The sequence below is a fragment of the Methylomonas subterranea genome (assembly GCF_024505185.1).
Taxonomy (GTDB): domain Bacteria; phylum Pseudomonadota; class Gammaproteobacteria; order Methylococcales; family Methylomonadaceae; genus Methylomonas; species Methylomonas subterranea.
In genome coordinates, this window is the sequence record NZ_JANIBJ010000001.1 from 213,111 (window position 1) to 229,051 (window position 15,941).

General features: G+C 56.0%; 14 protein-coding genes. 6 read left to right on the forward strand and 8 right to left on the reverse strand.

What is annotated here, in order from left to right:
* Positions 1 to 114: 114 nt before the first annotated feature.
* The 5 genes from recG to NP590_RS01010 form a co-directional block, all read right to left on the reverse strand.
* The gene (gene recG, locus NP590_RS00990) at positions 115 to 2,226 is read right to left on the reverse strand and encodes an ATP-dependent DNA helicase RecG (protein ID WP_256600271.1); all 2,112 of its coding nucleotides are present in this window, start codon (positions 2,224 to 2,226) and stop codon (positions 115 to 117) included.
* Between the two features lie 41 nt (positions 2,227 to 2,267).
* Positions 2,268 to 2,663, reverse strand: a complete 396-nt coding sequence (ridA, locus tag NP590_RS00995) for a deaminase RidA (RefSeq protein ID WP_256600272.1) — start codon at positions 2,661 to 2,663, stop codon at positions 2,268 to 2,270.
* A 2-nt stretch (positions 2,664 to 2,665) separates the two neighbouring features.
* A complete protein-coding gene (locus NP590_RS01000; RefSeq protein WP_256600273.1) occupies positions 2,666 to 4,843 on the reverse strand; it encodes a RelA/SpoT family protein in 2,178 nt (725 codons plus the stop codon).
* A gap of 8 nt (positions 4,844 to 4,851) precedes the next feature.
* Positions 4,852 to 5,094 (reverse strand): DNA-directed RNA polymerase subunit omega, encoded by a 243-nt coding sequence (rpoZ, locus tag NP590_RS01005; RefSeq protein WP_256600274.1) that lies wholly within the window; start codon positions 5,092 to 5,094, stop codon positions 4,852 to 4,854.
* Between the two features lie 534 nt (positions 5,095 to 5,628).
* Positions 5,629 to 7,080 carry a M48 family metalloprotease gene (locus NP590_RS01010; protein WP_256600275.1) on the reverse strand — a complete coding sequence of 484 codons (1,452 nt, stop codon included), beginning with the start codon at positions 7,078 to 7,080 and terminating at the stop codon, positions 5,629 to 5,631.
* 132 nt (positions 7,081 to 7,212) lie between these two features.
* Between NP590_RS01010 and tusD the strand changes: the two genes are divergently transcribed.
* The 6 genes from tusD (at position 7,213) to NP590_RS01040 (ending at position 11,152) form a co-directional block, all read left to right on the forward strand.
* Positions 7,213 to 7,602, forward strand: coding sequence for a sulfurtransferase complex subunit TusD (gene tusD / locus NP590_RS01015; RefSeq protein ID WP_256600276.1), 390 nt, complete (start codon positions 7,213 to 7,215; stop codon positions 7,600 to 7,602).
* Positions 7,603 to 7,608: 6 nt separating this feature from the next.
* Positions 7,609 to 7,965 carry a sulfurtransferase complex subunit TusC gene (gene tusC / locus NP590_RS01020; protein ID WP_256600277.1) on the forward strand — a complete coding sequence of 119 codons (357 nt, stop codon included), beginning with the start codon at positions 7,609 to 7,611 and terminating at the stop codon, positions 7,963 to 7,965.
* Between the two features lie 72 nt (positions 7,966 to 8,037).
* Positions 8,038 to 8,619 carry a PilZ domain-containing protein gene (locus NP590_RS01025; RefSeq protein WP_256600278.1) on the forward strand — a complete coding sequence of 194 codons (582 nt, stop codon included), beginning with the start codon at positions 8,038 to 8,040 and terminating at the stop codon, positions 8,617 to 8,619.
* A 39-nt stretch (positions 8,620 to 8,658) separates the two neighbouring features.
* A complete protein-coding gene (gene birA, locus NP590_RS01030) occupies positions 8,659 to 9,651 on the forward strand; it encodes a bifunctional biotin--[acetyl-CoA-carboxylase] ligase/biotin operon repressor BirA (protein WP_256600279.1) in 993 nt (330 codons plus the stop codon).
* Positions 9,648 to 10,388, forward strand: a complete 741-nt coding sequence (locus NP590_RS01035; protein ID WP_256600280.1) for a type III pantothenate kinase — start codon at positions 9,648 to 9,650, stop codon at positions 10,386 to 10,388. The genes birA and NP590_RS01035 overlap by 4 nt, the downstream gene beginning before the upstream one ends.
* Positions 10,385 to 11,152: a hypothetical protein gene (locus NP590_RS01040; protein ID WP_256600281.1), complete on the forward strand. Its 768-nt coding sequence runs from the start codon at positions 10,385 to 10,387 to the stop codon at positions 11,150 to 11,152. The genes NP590_RS01035 and NP590_RS01040 overlap by 4 nt, the downstream gene beginning before the upstream one ends.
* A gap of 63 nt (positions 11,153 to 11,215) precedes the next feature.
* Here the strand turns inward: NP590_RS01040 and NP590_RS01045 are convergent, their stop codons facing one another.
* From NP590_RS01045 to NP590_RS01055, 3 genes are read right to left on the reverse strand one after another with little or no spacing between them, the layout of a single operon-like run.
* Positions 11,216 to 12,193: a response regulator gene (locus tag NP590_RS01045; RefSeq protein ID WP_256600282.1), complete on the reverse strand. Its 978-nt coding sequence runs from the start codon at positions 12,191 to 12,193 to the stop codon at positions 11,216 to 11,218.
* Entirely contained in the window at positions 12,193 to 14,049 is a 1,857-nt protein-coding gene (locus tag NP590_RS01050; RefSeq protein ID WP_256600283.1) for a response regulator, read from the reverse strand. Before NP590_RS01050 ends, NP590_RS01045 begins: the two co-directional genes overlap by 1 nt.
* Positions 14,046 to 15,911 carry an ATP-binding protein gene (locus tag NP590_RS01055; protein ID WP_256600284.1) on the reverse strand — a complete coding sequence of 622 codons (1,866 nt, stop codon included), beginning with the start codon at positions 15,909 to 15,911 and terminating at the stop codon, positions 14,046 to 14,048. Before NP590_RS01055 ends, NP590_RS01050 begins: the two co-directional genes overlap by 4 nt.
* Positions 15,912 to 15,941: the final 30 nt, after the last annotated feature.

A 15,941-nucleotide genomic window follows, 5' to 3' on the forward strand; every position in this document is an offset into this window, starting at 1 on the left:
AACCGTTCGTACCCACAGAGCATAAATGGTGTGCCTGTCGAACCATGCGCGGTTTTCACCTTCTCACCCATTTGGCGAGCCTAGCAAAACCCCGCCCGGAAAGCCTTGGCGTTGCTACGGACTGTAAACGGTGTGAAATAATTCGTCAGGATTTTGTAGCGAACCGCCGGTCCAGCGCCTTACCAAAGGTAGAATGGATTCAGGGTGGTCCCGGCAAATCAGTTGCGCGGCCCTCTGCACGGGTTCCAGTAGTTCGCGGTCGCGGATCAGATCGGCGATTTTGAAGGGGATTTGGCCGGTTTGGCGGTTGCCGATAATTTCGCCGGGGCCGCGCAATTCCAGGTCTTTTTCGGCGATCACAAAGCCGTCGTGGCTTTCGCGTAATATCCCCAGTCGCTGGCGGCCTGTATCCGACAGCGGCGCTTGATACAGCAACAGGCAATAGCTTTCCCGGTTGCCGCGGCCGACCCGTCCGCGTAGCTGGTGTAACTGCGACAAGCCCAGGCGCTCCGGGTTTTCGATGATCATCAGGCCGGCGTTGGGGACGTCGACGCCGACTTCGATGACCGTGGTGGCCACCAATAAATCGCACTCGCCGCGTTTAAACGCCTGCATCACCGCATCCTTGTCGGCGGCTTTCATGCGGCCATGCACCAAACCGATACGCACCTCCGGTAGCGTTTCTTGCAATAACAGCGCGGTATTTTCGGCCGCTTCGCACTGTAACTGTTCCGATTCCTCGATCAGGGTGCAGACCCAATAGGCCTGACGTTTTTGCGCCGCCCAGTGCTTGATGCGGGCAATCACTTCCGCCCGGCGTTCGGAGGGAATCGCGCTGGTGGTGACCGGTTGGCGGCCGGGCGGCAGTTCGTCGATGACGGAAATGTCCAGGTCGGAATACTGCAACATGGCCAAGGTGCGCGGAATCGGCGTGGCGGTCATCACCAGTTGGTGCGGTACCTTGCCGGCGGTTTGACCCTTGGCGCGCAGGGCCAGACGCTGCTGGACGCCGAAACGGTGCTGTTCGTCGATGATCACCAAACCCAGGTTGTGAAAACCCACACTATCCTGAAACAGGGCGTGAGTCCCTATGACCAGTCCGGCGCTGCCGTCCGCCAGCGCATCCAGCGTGGCGGCGCGGGCCTTGCCCTTGATTTGTCCGCTTAAAAACAGGACTTGGTGGTCGCCGTGGGCGAACCATTGGATAAAGTTGCGAAAATGCTGCTCGGCCAATAATTCGGTGGGAGCCATCAAGGCCGCTTGAAAGCCGGAGCTCAGCGCGCTCAGTGCCGCCAATGCCGCTACCAGGGTTTTGCCGGAGCCGACATCGCCTTGCACCAGTCTCAACATCGGTTGTGGACGGCGGCAATCGGCTTCTATTTCGGCAATCACGCGTTGTTGCGCGGCGGTGAGTTGGAAGGGCAGCGCGGCCAGAAAAGCCTGTTTGGCGCTGTCGTTTACGGTCAATGTCGGGGCTTGCCAGGTTTTGTAATGCCGTTTACCCAGCAACAGGGTCAGGTGATGGGCCAGAAATTCTTCGAACGCCAAGCGTTTCAAGGCCGGCGATTCGCCGTTGGCCAAGGTCGCGGCAGACAGATCGGCGGGAGGCTGGTGCAAGGTGCTGAGTGCCTCCGCCAACTCGGGGTAGTTATGGGCTTGCCGGATGGTGGCCGGTAAGCAATCCGGCAGCGCCCCGGCGGAGTTCAGGCACAGTTCCAGGGCCTGTTTGACCGCTTTGCGCAAGGTGGTTTGGGCCAAGCCTTCTGTAAGCGGGTAAACCGGGGTCAGCGCGGGCTCGGTCGGGTCGTCGCCGGCATGCAGGATGCGGTACTCCGGATGTATCATTTCCAGGCCGTTGAAGCCCATGCGTATGTCGCCGAAACAACTGATTTGCGTGCCGGGCTTGAGCAACTGCAGCTGTTGTACCGAAAAATGAAAAAAGCGTAGCGACAGCAAGCCACTGCTGTCGCTGATGCGGCAAATCACGCTGTTGCGGCCGCGTTGCGGGGTGTCGACGTATTCCACCTGGCCGCAAACCAGGGCGGTCATGCCGGGCGCCAGGCCGGCGATCGGCTGGCAACGGGTTCTGTCCTGATAGCGTTGCGGCAGATGAAACAGCAGGTCTTGTACGGTAAGGATGCCCAGCTTTTGCAGGCGGGCGGCGGTTTGCGAACCGATGCCGGTCAAATGGGTAACGGGCAGTTGCGCCGGTTCTCGATTGGGCATCCGCGACGGCGATGGCGCAGTTTAGAAAAAACGCCCGCCGATCAGTAATATTCCTCTCGCAGTACCATGATGGCGTCCATCTCCACGCCGGCGCCCTTGGGTAGCGCCGCCACGCCGACCGCCGCGCGGGCCGGGTAGGGTTGGGTAAAATATTCGGCCATGATTTCGTTGACGATGGGGAAATTGCCCAGATCGGTCAGAAACACGTTGAGCTTGACGATATCGGAAAAATTGCCGCCGGCGGCTTCGGCCACGGCCAGCAGATTGTCGAATACCCGGCGGATTTGCAGAGCAATGTCGCCTTCCACCATTTGCATGCTGACGGGGTCGAGCGGAATCTGGCCGGACAGATAAACCGTGCTGTCGACCTTGACGGCTTGCGAATAAGTGCCTATGGCTTGGGGGGCGGAAGTGGTGGCGATGATGGTTTTAGTCATAATCAGGCCTTGATGCGGGTGATTTTTAACACAATGGACAATTTTTTCAGTTTGCGGATGATGTTGGCCAGATGCACCCGGTCGCGCACGGCCAGGGTCAGCAAATCCACCGACACCCTGTCGTCCTGGCTGACCACGGTGATGTTTTCGATGTTGGAATCCATAAAGGAAATCGTCGAGGCAATGGTGGCCAGCGAACCGCGCTGGTTCAACAGTTCGATACGGATTTCCGCCGGAAATTCGCCGGCGGCGTCCGGGCTCCATTCCACATCCAGCCAGGTGGTTTGTTTTTTTCTGACTTCGTTGCTGTTGCGGCATTCGTGGTGGTGCACCACGATACCCTTGCCCGGATTGAAAAAGCCGATGATGGAATCGCCCGGTATGGGGCGGCAGCATTTGGCCAGACTGACCACCATGCCTTCGGTGCCCTTGATGATCAAGGGGGATTTGGGGCGTTGTTCGCTGTCGTCGAGTTTGACGCCGGATTGATTGCCGATCTGATTGATGTGTTTGGCCACCAGGAAAGGCATGCGGTTGCCGAGGCCGATATCTTCCAGCAAATCGTTCAGGGAATGCTTTTTCATCGCATGCAGGACTTGCATGATCTGAGTGTCATCGACTTTGTCGAGTTGGATGTTCAGACTGAGCAGTTCCTTTTCCAACAGGCGCCGGCCCAGATTGATGGCTTCCTGCTGATTGAAGTTTTTCAGATAGGCCCGGATACAGCTGCGCGCCTTGGCGGTGACCACGTAATTCAACCACAGCGGGTTGGGCCGGGCCCAACTGGCGGTGATGACTTCAACCGTCATGCCGTTTTCCAGCTTGGATTGCAGCGGCACCAGTTTTTTGTCGATGCGCGCCGAGATGCAGGCGTTGCCGACATCGGTATGCACCATGTAGGCAAAGTCGACGATGGTAGCACCGCGCGGCAGTTTGATAATCTTGCCCTTGGGCGTGAATACGTAGACTTCCTGCGGGAAGAGATCAACTTTCAGGTTGTCGATGAATTCCAGCGAGTCGCCGGCGGATTTTTGAATTTCCAACAAATCGCGCAGCCATTCGTTGGCGCGGGCCTGGATGGTTTCGCTTTTTTCGTTGTCGGATTTGTATAGCCAGTGGGCGGCGATGCCGGATTCGGACAGGCGGTGCATTTCGTGGGTGCGAATCTGGATCTCTATGGGTACCCCGTAAGGGCCGATCAGAATGGTATGCAGCGATTGGTAGCCGTTGGCCTTGGGCAGGGCGATGTAGTCCTTGAAGCGGCCGGGTATGGGCTTGAACAGGTTGTGCACGCAACCCAGGGCCCGGTAGCAATCGTCGACCTGATGGCAGTAGATACGAAAGGCGTATACATCGAACACGTCGGTAAAGGAGATTTTTTTGTGCAGCATTTTTTGGTAAATGCTGGCGATATTTTTTTCCCGGCCGGCCACCGTACAGTCCATGCCGGTTTCCTTCAGGCGGTTTTGAATCGAATTCTGGATGGTGTCGACGATTTCCTTGCGGTTGCCGCGCGACTTTTTCACCGCATTGTTGATGGCGGTGTAACGGTTAGGGTAGAGCGCCTTGAATCCCAAGGACTCCAACTGGTGGCGGATGTCGTTCATGCCCAGCCGGTTGGCGATGGGGGCATAGATTTCCAGGGTTTCCTTGGCGATGCGGCGTTTTTTGTCCAGCGGCATATTGCCCATGGTTTGCATGTTGTGCAAACGGTCCGCCAGCTTGACCACGATGACCCGCAGATCCTGCGCCATGGCCAAAAACATTTTACGCACGTTTTCCGCCTGGGCCTCGGCGCGCGAGCGGCTGTCTATTTTGGATAATTTGGTGACACCGTCGACCAAATCGGCGACTTCCTGGCCGAATTCGGCGGCCAGTTGCTCCTTGCTGACCGGGGTGTCCTCTATGACGTCATGCAGGATGGCCGCCATGATGCCGTGGGCATCCATGTGCATGCCGGCCAGAGTGATAGCTACCGAGACCGGATGGCAGATATAGGCTTCGCCGCTTTTGCGGAATTGCCCGGAGTGGGCCGCCGCGCCGAAGTGATAGGCGCGGACGATGTTGTTGATGTTCGTTTGATCGAGATAGCCGTATAAAATGTCGCAGAGCTGGTTGAGCAGTTTCTCTTGCGGATGCTCAACTTGTAGCGTGTTTGATGGGGCGACTAGCTCGGTCATTAGCGCGATCAGCCAATTTCCAGGTGGGTGTCGGAGACGTGGCCGCCGCGGTGCAAGCGGTCTATGTTTTCCTCATTGACAAAACCGGCCGCAATTTCGCGCAAGGCCAGCACGGTATCCTTATCCTTGCCGCGCGGCAGAAATTCATCCGCGCCCTTTTCCAGTTGTCTGGCCCGTTTGCCGGCCAATAACACCAGTTTGAAACGGTTTTCAACATTTTCTAAACAATCTTCGACGGTAACGCGTGCCATTTTTGGAACCTTTTTGGGAATGGATGGGTGAATTAAACAGCATTAACCATAACAGTCAATAGCCCTAAGTGGCTATTATAATTGAAAAAGGACTCTGGAAGCCACTGGTCGCCGGCGCGATGTGAATTGGCGGAAAATAAAAAGCCCGCATATAGCGGGCTCCGTCCTTGTTATTGCTATTGTTATGTTGGACGTCCGCCAGTTATGGCAGCTTAGTCAAGCAGTTACTGTTATTGTTGTTATTATGCGCCTTGGTTACAGGCCGCTTCCCTCCCCTCAAAGTCATGACCTTTTTTATTTTCAGGCCTTGCGTACTCCCATAAGGTGGGCAGAGTCTATGTGAAAAAAAATGCGATGTCTATCAAAAAAGTAAGTTTTTCCCTACAAATAGTTTCGGGGCGAAATTAACTTTTTGAAACAGAAGCTTGCAAATATCATCAATGCCTAATATTTATTTTGTTTTGCCGTGTTTGACCCTGGCGAATCACAAAGTGTTTTCCTCGGCGGAGCAGGCCAAGCGTTTCCGCTGAATCATTACCTTTTGTTTTTCATTTCTTCCAATTCGCTCAGAAAAAAATTCAGCCGCTCATCCAGGATGGCTTGCATCTGATAGTTGAGGTTTTTTACCTGCTTGGCCAAGCGAATCTGCAAAATGGCATTGTCGGTCTGGCCGCCGGCGAAATAATGTTCGGCCATATAGCGGTGCGATTCGGCGGGTTGGTTTAGACCGGCGTGGATTTCGGCCAGGGTTTGATAATAAAACGGGCGCTCTTTTTGATCGTCGGACAGACTCTGCAGTACCTGTCTGGCTTGTTCGGGCTTGGCGATTTTTAGCAGGAAGCGGGTGTATTCGATCTTGATGGCGTCATTGCTGGGAAAGTTTTGTATGGCTTTGGCAAACAAGCGGTCGGCTTTGTCGGCTTCGTGGTTTTCCATCGCCGTGCGGGCCAAGGCGGAAATATAGTGCGGTTGATTGGGGTACTTGGCCGTCAATTGTTCGAATATTTCGCCGGCGGCCTGATATTGCAGGTTTTTCAGATGGATCAAGCCAATCCCATAGCGCGCCACGTCTCGCTGTTCGTTGGTGCCTTGCTGTTCCAGCGCGGAAAAATGCTTCAGGGCGGCGGCTCTGTCGTGCATGGTCAGAGCGTACAATTTGGCCTTGGTGAGCAAATAGCCCATCGAATCGGGATATTGCCGGTAGGGATAGGTTTCGGCCCGGCCGCGGGTGTCGGCAATCCGGCTTTCGGAAACCGGGTGGGTACGCAGAAATTCCGGCACGCCCTTGCCGTAGTAACGGGTGGATTGCTGCAGACGTTCGAAGAAGGTCGGCATGCTGCGCGGGTCGAAGCTGGCGTCGGCCAAGGTTTGCATGCCGACCCGGTCGGCTTCCTTCTCGTTGTCGCGGGTAAAATTGATCTGAAACTGTACGCTGCCGGCCTGCACCGCCATCAACGCCGCCTGACCCATGCGCGGCGACTGGGTGCCGATCAAAATGGCGGCCAGCGTGGCGGCCACGGTGGGTATCGACATTTTGCTGGCGGCTTCGATTTGCCGGTAAAGATGGCGCTGGGTGACGTGGCCGATCTCGTGTGCCATCACGGAAGCCAGCTCGCTTTCGGCTTCGGTCAGTAAAATCAGTCCCGAATTGACGCCTATATAACCGCCAGGGCCGGCAAAGGCGTTGATATTGGGATCCATCACCACAAAAAAATGAAACGGGGTGGACGGATTGTCGCTGTGGGCAACCAGTTGCCGGCCTATGCTTTGGATATATTGTTGTATTTCCAGATCCTGGCTGATTTCTGTTTGCGAGTGCAGGTTGCGGAAAAATGAGGCGCCGAACTCCTGTTCCTCTATTGGCGAAATCAGCGCGCCGGAGGAATCTCCCATGTCCGGCAACTGGATTTTTTCCGTTTCGATAGCTTGGGGAATTGTCGGCAACAAGCTCAATGCCGTGGCTACTGTAAGGGCGGATAATTTCATGATAAGTCGGACAATGACGGCGTCAATGGGGTTGGATGCTGATGGATTAACCGGGAAATACCGGCCGGCGTGTTATGCTGATATCCGTTCTGATCAATTATAAGTGATTTAGTTTAAACACCTCATATAGTCATGAATTACGCCATTCAAATCAATGCCGGCCCTTATGAAGCCAACGCCGGATTAACGGCTTACCGCTTTGCGCGGGCGGCCCTGCAACAACAGCACCGGATCTTGCAGGTGTTTTTTTACCGGCAGGGCATTCAATATGCCTGCCGCCATGCCTTACCGCCGGATGACGAGATCGACATGGGCAAGGCATGGTCCGATTTGGCCAAACAGCACGGAATCGATCTGCTGGTCTGCATATCGGCGGCGCAACGGCGCGGGTTGTTATGCGAGGACGAAGCCCGGCGGCGGGGACTTGCGGATAAGCAACTCGCCGAGGGTTTCCGGATTGCCGGTTTGGGCCAGTGGCTGGAGGCCACGCTGAACGCCGATCGTTGTCTGGTGTTCGGCTAAACCGGCATGAAGAAATATTTGTTTGTGATGCGGCATCCGCCGCATGTCGGCAGCCATGTGCAGGAAACCCTGGATCAAATCCTGACCACGGCGGCCTTCGATCAGGCGGTCTCGGTATTGTTTTTGGATGACGGGGTGTTTCAATTGAAAACCCGGCAAAACCCGCAAGACATGGTGTTAAAAAACACAGGGGCTATTTTCACCGCCTTGGAACTCTACGAAGTCAAGGATGTGTTTGTGGAAGCCGAGTCCCTGCTCGACAGGGGCTTGAGTGCGGCTGAGCTGATTTTGCCGGTTTTGACTGTTGCGCGCGCCGATGTCAATGCGTTGATTCGGCGGCATGATGTGGTCGTTCCGGATTAAATGTTAAATTTTGCCGAATCCGCTCGGCCATCGGCTAAAATCGCCGCTTACACACCCGTCGGGACATTACGCATGGCTGAGGAATTTGAAGAGAAAAGACGCTATTTTCGGGTTAGCGACACCATCAATTTGCTGCACAGAGTTGTCAACGAACAGCAAGTCAATCAGCGCAGCCACGTGTCCCAGGACGTGTTAAGCGCCTGTAGCTTGTCCGCCGCGCTGGAAGCTTTGAATCAGGAGGCGGCGGCGATGGCTCCCAGGCTGGAACGGCGCGACCCGGAAATGTTCGAGTATCTGAAGCTTCTGGACAGCAAAATCAATTTGATCGCCCAGTCCTTTAGCCCGCCGCAAGGCGAGTTTACCGATCACGATAAGCGCGAAGTCAGTTTGAGCGCGGCCGGAGTGGCGTTTACCAATGCCGAGGCGCTGCCGGTCGGCACTTTACTGGAACTGCGCATGGTGTTGACCTCATGCCTGGCCGTTATCGTCGCCTATGGCCGCGTCGCTCAATGCAAGGATATTTCGGCCGACAATCCCGAGCAGCCCTTTGCCGTCTGTGTCGAGTACGTGAACATGAAGGAAGAGGACCGGGAATTGTTGATCAAACACGTGGTTAAAAAGCAGATGCAGCAGTTGCGCGGCAAAAACGCTTAAGCCGGCCCGTCAGTGTTTCCGTTGGCATAAAATTCCTCAATGTCGATTCCCGGGCAATTGTTACGCTTGCTAAATCTGTTGGCGGACGGCCGCTTTCATTCCGGTACCGAACTGGCAAGGCTGATCTCCGTCAGCCGCTCCGCCGTTTGGAAGCACCTGCGGGCACTGGATGAGCTCGGAATCGAGTTGCTGGCCGTCAGCGGCAAGGGCTATAGGCTGCAACGCCCCTTGCAACTGCTCGATAGCGAACACATCGCCGGACTGCTAGCGCCGCGCGCCAGGTCACTGATCAGCCAACTGGAGATACATCCGGCGCTGGCTTCAACCAACGGCTATTTGTCCGCGCTGGCCCAACAAACACCGGCCACGGGCAGGGTATGTCTGGCCGAGTACCAATCGGCCGGCAAGGGCCGTCGCGGTCGCGGCTGGGTTTCGCCCTTTGGACACAATGTTTACCTGTCGGTGCTTTGGCGCTATCAGAGCGGTCCGGGCGCGCTGGCCGGCTTGAGTTTGGCATTGGGTGTTGCCGTGGTGCGCGCCCTGTCGCGAGCCGGAATCAGCGAGGTGGGCCTGAAATGGCCCAACGACATTTATTGGCGCGGGCGCAAGCTGGCCGGGATTCTGATCGAAGTGTCCGGAGAAAGCAGCGGACCTTGCCATGCCGTCATAGGCTTGGGCTTGAATCTGTACCTGCCGCCGGCGCAAGCCGAGGCCATCGATCAAGCCTGGGTGGACTTGATACAAATCATGGGCGAAGACATCATGTCCAGTCGCAATCGGCTGGTGGCTTTGCTGTTGAATGAAATGCTGCCGGTGATTGCCGATTTCGAGCATCTGACCCTGCAAGGTTTTATCGACGAGTGGCGCAAGTTGGATTGCATGCTGGGTGAAGCGGTCAATGTTTACATCGGCGAGCAAGCGTTTGCCGGCATGGTGCGCGGTATAGACGAGCAGGGCATGTTGTTGCTGGAAGACCCGCAAGGCAAGCTACGGGCCTTTGCTTCCGGCGAAGTCAGTTTCAGGTCGACATGAGATTATTGCTGGACATCGGCAACAGCCGGCTTAAATGGGCCACCGAAACAGCGGATGGCGGATATGCCACGGTGGCATTGGATTATCGGCGGCCCGGATTTTTAGACGATCTGCGCCGCGGCTGGCTGGCTATCGACCCTCCGCAAACCGTGGCGATAGCCTCGGTTTCCAATCGGACGCTGTTCGAGAGCCTGATTTCGCTCAGCCGGAGTCTTTGGCCGCAATGCCGCCTGCTGTTGCCGAAGGCGTCCGCCGCCGCCTTTGGCGTGCGAAATGCGTATCCGCGGGCGGAAAAATTGGGTGTCGATCGTTGGCTGGCGATAATCGCCGCCCATCATCATTATGGAGGCGATCTGTGCATTGTCGATTGCGGTACCGCCGTAACCGTTGATGTTTTGCAAGCCGACGGCAGGCATTTGGGGGGCTTGATTTGCCCCGGCTTGCACGCGATGAAACAAGCCCTGGTTGCCAATACCGCCGAGCTGGATTTTACCGCCCAGGCTTATCGCGGCGGTTTGGCTACCGCCACCGATGCCGCCATTGCTAACGGGGTTGGCGCGGCCGTGACCGGATTGATAGAGCAGACCCTGCGAAATCAGGCCGTCGGTTATCGCCTGCTGTTGACCGGCGGCGATGCCGCCTGTATTGCCGAGTTGCTATCCGTGCCGTATCTGCTCGATGCGGAGCTGGTACTGAAGGGAATGTCGATTTTTTGCGAGGGAGAACCGCGTCCGTGAAACCATTGTTTTTACTGCTGTGTTTGTTGAATATGGCTTATTTTTTCTGGCAATTTCATGCCGGCAAGATTGACACTGCTGTTGTCGCGCGGACGGAAGACGTCGGCGGCCTGTTGACGGTGGAGGAATTCAAGCGCGCCCGGCGCGGAGCGCAAATCGCGGCGCTGGTCCGGGACGCTATTCAGCAATCGCGGCAAGCCGAATTGGCATGGATATTGGCCGATCTGCGCGGACATTCATGGCGCTTACCGGCGGAGCTCGCGCTTAAACCGCGCCAACCGAATAGACTCGCCGAGAAACCGCCGCGGCCGGCGCGGCAAACCATCGTGCGCAAATGCTTTGAAGCCGGCCCTTTTGCCGACGAAGCGGGCGTCAAAATTTGGTTGGGGCAAAAAGCCCTGACCGGCAAACAAATCCTGCAGCGGGAGCGGGCTGTCGCCAGCGACTTTCAGGTCTATTACCCGGCCGCGAAAACCGCCGAGCAGACTCTGGCCAACAAAATGATGTTAAAGGACAAGGGGCTGCAGGATATTTGGCTGATTGCGGAAGGCGACAAGAAAGGCGCCATATCATTGGGCGTGTTCAGGGATGCGTCGCGCGCCCTGGTATTCAAGACCCAATTGGCCGCCCGCGGCATAGCGTCGGAAATCAGGCAGCGGGACAAGACCGAGGCGCGCTGGTTTGCCAAGGTCATGTTGGACAAGGCCGACCTCAAACAATACGAAGCGCCCGGCATCGGCTTGTCGGCCTGTAGCGACAATTAGTCGGCCGTTGGGCCTGTCATCGCCTGTAGTCTCGGTCTTGCCTGGGCTGCCTCCGTTGACTCGTCAGGTTGAATGCAGTTGCCAGATGCTGTTGATGTCGTTGGCCAGCGCCATGGGATCGAAGGGTTTGGGTATCAGGCCCAGCACGCCCTGGCGTTTATAGTCCTCGATTTCGTGGTTCTGAATCTTGGCCGTCATAAAAATGGCCGGCACTTCGCGCAGGCCGGGCAGGGCGCGGAGTTGGTCCAGGGTTTGTATGCCCGTCATGCCGGGTATCATCATGTCCAGCAAGAACAAATCGGGCTGAAAGGCCGGGGCTTTTTCCAGTGCCTGATAACCGTCGTCGCAGACTTCCAGCTGGAAACCGCCCAGCATTTCCATGGCCATTTTGGCCACGGTTTGAATATCCCTGTCGTCCTCGACATACAAAATTTTGCCGAGCTTGTGCCTGGGTTTGGGCTGGTCGTCCGGGGCCTTGAAAATCAGCCGATTGCTTTTGAACTCGTTCAGATAAAAGCGGCGATTGAATTCCAGAATATTCGGAATGGTGCGGGTGGTGCCGCAGATAGAGCAGTTGTAAAGCGGTAACAGGCCTTGCGTCCATTGGCCGCGCTGAGTGTCGACCAGCTCGAATATCGCTCTTTCCAAGCAGGCGGGACAACGCAGCTCCGCGCCGCTGGGTATGGCCAAATCATGCGCGGCAATATCGTCCAGTTCTGCGCGGGCACCGGACAAATCGGCGGCTTGTTCCAGCAGAATTTTTACCCCGATTCGGTATATCTGCTCGCTAATGGCCTTGCACCAGCGTACTTCCGCCCGCAAATGCTCCGTGGGCTGGAACTGGTTTTCCACCACGATCAGCAACTGTTCGCCGACCGGCAACGGTTTGATGACATCGAACGACAAGCCGGAGAAACTCATGTCATGGCAAACGGCCTGATAAATTTTCGCGCCCATGGCTTCAACGTAATCGTCCTGCAACGGCGAATACATCAAATCTATGCCCACGCAGGGGAAACGGAGTTGTTGTCTGGAGCTCATTATTTGATGGCGGCCTTGATGGTTTGTATCAGTTTGATGTTGCTGGTGGCGGATTTGACCAGGGCGGCGCTGACTTGACTGGCGATGTCCTGGCCCACATCCTGGGCCGAGAAAATCACGACTTCGGTACCGGGGTGGCGTTGCTTGATTTCCGGCAACAAGGTCAGACCGCTGCCGTCCGGCAGGCCGACATCCAGCAGCACCAGACTGAAATGTTGTTGGCTCAACAGCTGTCTGGCTTCCCGCAGGGTAGCGACCGCAACCACGTCGGCGACATCGGTCAGAATCAACTCGACGATTTTGCGCACGTCGGCTTCATCCTCGACCTGCAATACCAGGGGCCGCTGCGACGGGTTGGGATGGATGCGGTTGATGGCGGAGATCAGTTTTTGGCTGTCTATGGGTTTTTGCAGCCAGTCCACCACGTCCTGGGTGAAACTGCCGCAGTCGGTATATTTTTTGTTGTCGTCGACGGAAATGATGACCACCGGAATTTCATCGCCGTTGAGTTGCAATTCCTGCAGAAACTCCAGACCCGACTGACCCGGCAGAATGATATCCAGCGTGATGGCGTGGTAATGGTTTTTCTGCAGCAATTGCTTGGCCTGGATGGTGTCGTAGGCGATTTCGGTGTTGAATCCCGCATCCAGCAATATGCGTTTGATCAAATGCGCCACATCGGGGTCGTCTTCGATGACCAGGACGGTAGCGTTTGCCGCCGGGTCGAGCTTGAGTTGATCCTTGATTTCACTGATCGAATGCAAGGGCAGGTCGACATGAAAAGTCGTACCCGCGCCGACGGCGGTTTCGACGCTGATTTTGCCTTGATGTTTTTCGACGATGGCTTTGGAGATGCTGAGTCCCAAACCGGTGCCGCCGGCATCGCGCTTGTCGCTGCCGTCGACCTGGGAAAATTTGTCGAACAAACGCGGCAGGAAATGCCGGGGTATGCCGGCGCCGTGGTCGCAAACGCTGATGCGGGCATACCCCGAAAATGCCCGTAGCGTAACGTTGACCGTGCCGTTTTTGGGGGAGAATTTGGCGGCGTTGGACAATAAATTGTTGATGACCTGAATGATGCGATCCGGATCGACGGTAACCTGCAACAGGCGGTCGTCGGCCTCGAATGCAAAATGAATGTCGTGGTCGGCGGCATAACTGCTGCAATCGGCAATGGCTTTCTCGATCAAATCGGCCAGCGCCACGCGTTTGAAATCGAAGCGCAAATGGCCGGACTCGATTTTCTCGATGTCCAGAATGTCGTTGATCAGCAATAGCAGGCGCTCGGTATTGTTGGTGGCTATCGTCAGCAGCGCATCCATCTTATCCGGCAGCGGCCCGCACAGGCCGCTGTTGATCAAACCCAAGGCGCCGCGTATCGATGTCAACGGGGTGCGCAATTCATGACTGACCGTGGAAATGAACTCATTTTTCAGGCGTTCTATTTTTTTACGCTCGGTAATATCCTTGATCAAGCCGGTAAACTGCAACTCGCCGTCCTGCCACATTTCGCTGACCGCCAGTTCTATCGGAAAGGTGGACCCGTCCTTGCGTAGCGCCATCACCTCCCGATCCGTGCCTATGATGTGTTTACGCCCGGTGTTGATGTAACGATCCATATACTTGTCGTGCTCGGTGCCATGGGGTTCCGGCATCAGCATATTGATTTTTTGCCCGACCACCTCGCGGGCCGGGTAACCGAAAACCAATTCGGCGGCCTGGTTGAAGGTTTTGACGATGCCTTGCCTGTCTATGGTAATCAGCGCATCGCTTAAAGTATTCAATAAGGTGTGATGACGGATTTCCCAATTCCTGATTTGGTTTTGCAATTCGTCGATAAGCTTGTCGTGGCTCATAGCGGGTCCCGGAGGTTTGATTGGGCGGTAAGAGGCAGTTCTATCCAAAACTTGGAGCCGACATCCAATTCGCTGTCGACGCCGATACGGCCCTGCATCAGCGTCAATAGTCGACTGCATATGGACAGGCCGATGCCGATGCCGTCTATGCCTTGCTTGGCGGCATTCAGGCGTTCGAAGGCATCGAAAATCAGCTCGCGGTCCTCCGGCGCAATGCCAAGTCCGGTATCGGCTACTTCGATGCGCAGCATTTTGCCGGCGCGCGCTTGGGCGCTGATCCAGACCTTGCCGGCGGGCTTATTGTATTTGATGGCGTTGGAGAGCAGATTGGCCAGAATTTGTTCGACCCGGCGGCGGTCCGCGCGCACGTAGACGCTTTGCTTGGCGTCGAATCGGCCTTGCACGCCGATGCCGGACTCGGCGGCCAATATCGCCGCGTTGGCAACGGCTTGAGTCAACAAGGGCATTACGTCGAAAGATTCCAAATTCAGGTTGAATTGACCTCTGGACACTTTTACCTGTTCCGACAGTTCCTCTATCATCGCCAGTTGACTTTGGCCGCCCTTGACGATTTCCATGACCAGATTCCGCTGTTCGTGGCTGAGCTTGTCATCCATTTGCAATAGTTCGCTATAGCCCAAAATCAGATTAAGCGGCGATTTCAATTCGTGCACCACATAGGTCAGGAAATCGCTTTGCGATTTGCGCAGGCGCTCGGAGCGCAGTTGGGCGGATTTAAGTTGTTTGTGCAGGGCGCGAATTTGATCGAGCCGGCGCAGTCGGTAGGATAATTTCTCCAACAGATAACGATCCGGATCGGTTTTGCGGATGAATTCATCGCCGCCGCTGCCCAGCGCGCACAGTTCCTGGTCGATATCGGTACCCGTGGTCAGGAACAGGATGGGCATGATGTTGTGGCAGCAACATTGGCGAATGGCTTTTGCCAGTTCAATGCCGCTGCAGTCCGGCATGTAAATATCCAGAATCAACAGATCGGGCTGAAAGCTTTCCAATACCTCGAAAATGCGCAGCGGCTCGCCGAGAATTCGACTTTGATAGCCCGCCGCGTCGATGATATTGGCAATGTAGCCGGCGGCGATGTTGTCGTCGTCGACTATCAGTATTTTCCGGCTTGCGGGGGGATGTAAATATTGCGCTACGATATCCAGCAAAATATCGTTGCTGACGGTTTTTAACAGGTAATCGCTGGCGCCGGCTCGGACGGCTGCCAGTCGGGACAGCGTGTCGCCCCGCTCGGAAATGAAAATCAAGGGCGGAAAATCCTTGATACCGGCCTTGAAACGCTGGAAGCCGAGTTGGTCCTGGCTGGATATGTCGAGCGCCGTGTCCAGGATAATCAGTCCGGGCAGCGCGCCGCCGTGGTCGATGAACTCGATAAACGCCGTCAAATCCGGCTGCGGATCCAGCAAATAGCCGTTTTCGCGCAAGGCTTCGGCAAACTTGTCCGTCGAAGAGTCAGGCGGGGCAATCAGACAAATGACCTTGTCGCCCTGGCTGATGACGGGTGGTTCCAGCCAAGTGCTGTCTATCGGTGCGGTTTCGGCCAAATATTCTTGGACGGCGGCTTCCAGACGGCCAAACAGGATGGCGATGATTTGCCGGTTTTCGGCTTCGGAGTCCGTCAGATGCCGCGCGCAACGGTTTTCCATATTGCGGGCCAGTTCGCTGATCCGGTGGGCCTTGAAGGTGCCGGCCAAGCCCGTCAGGCGGTGCAGGGCTTGGCGCAGTAGTAGGGGGTCGCAATCCGGCGTTTGGTACAGGGTTTTGATTTCCAACAGGCGGGCGGGTAAATCGGCGGCGAATTTTTTTCTCAAAACCTCCAATTGATTCAGGAACTGCATGTTCTCGCTCCACCTGTCAAGCCGATAAGG

Excerpts from the sequence above, each read along its gene's own strand:
- NP590_RS01050 (WP_256600283.1), bottom strand. The coding sequence starts at position 14,049 with ATGAGCCACGACAAGCTTATCGACGAATTGCAAAACCAAATCAGGAAT.
- tusC (WP_256600277.1), top strand. The coding sequence starts at position 7,609 with ATGAAGAAATATTTGTTTGTGATGCGGCATCCGCCGCATGTCGGCAGC.
- NP590_RS01045 (WP_256600282.1), bottom strand. The coding sequence starts at position 12,193 with ATGAGCTCCAGACAACAACTCCGTTTCCCCTGCGTGGGCATAGATTTG.
- ridA (WP_256600272.1), bottom strand. The coding sequence starts at position 2,663 with ATGACTAAAACCATCATCGCCACCACTTCCGCCCCCCAAGCCATAGGC.
- NP590_RS01010 (WP_256600275.1), bottom strand. The coding sequence starts at position 7,080 with ATGAAATTATCCGCCCTTACAGTAGCCACGGCATTGAGCTTGTTGCCG.
- birA (WP_256600279.1), top strand. The coding sequence starts at position 8,659 with ATGTCGATTCCCGGGCAATTGTTACGCTTGCTAAATCTGTTGGCGGAC.
- tusD (WP_256600276.1), top strand. The coding sequence starts at position 7,213 with ATGAATTACGCCATTCAAATCAATGCCGGCCCTTATGAAGCCAACGCC.
- NP590_RS01055 (WP_256600284.1), bottom strand. The coding sequence starts at position 15,911 with ATGCAGTTCCTGAATCAATTGGAGGTTTTGAGAAAAAAATTCGCCGCC.
- NP590_RS01000 (WP_256600273.1), bottom strand. The coding sequence starts at position 4,843 with ATGACCGAGCTAGTCGCCCCATCAAACACGCTACAAGTTGAGCATCCG.
- NP590_RS01035 (WP_256600280.1), top strand. The coding sequence starts at position 9,648 with ATGAGATTATTGCTGGACATCGGCAACAGCCGGCTTAAATGGGCCACC.
- rpoZ (WP_256600274.1), bottom strand. The coding sequence starts at position 5,094 with ATGGCACGCGTTACCGTCGAAGATTGTTTAGAAAATGTTGAAAACCGT.
- recG (WP_256600271.1), bottom strand. The coding sequence starts at position 2,226 with ATGCCCAATCGAGAACCGGCGCAACTGCCCGTTACCCATTTGACCGGC.
- NP590_RS01025 (WP_256600278.1), top strand. The coding sequence starts at position 8,038 with ATGGCTGAGGAATTTGAAGAGAAAAGACGCTATTTTCGGGTTAGCGAC.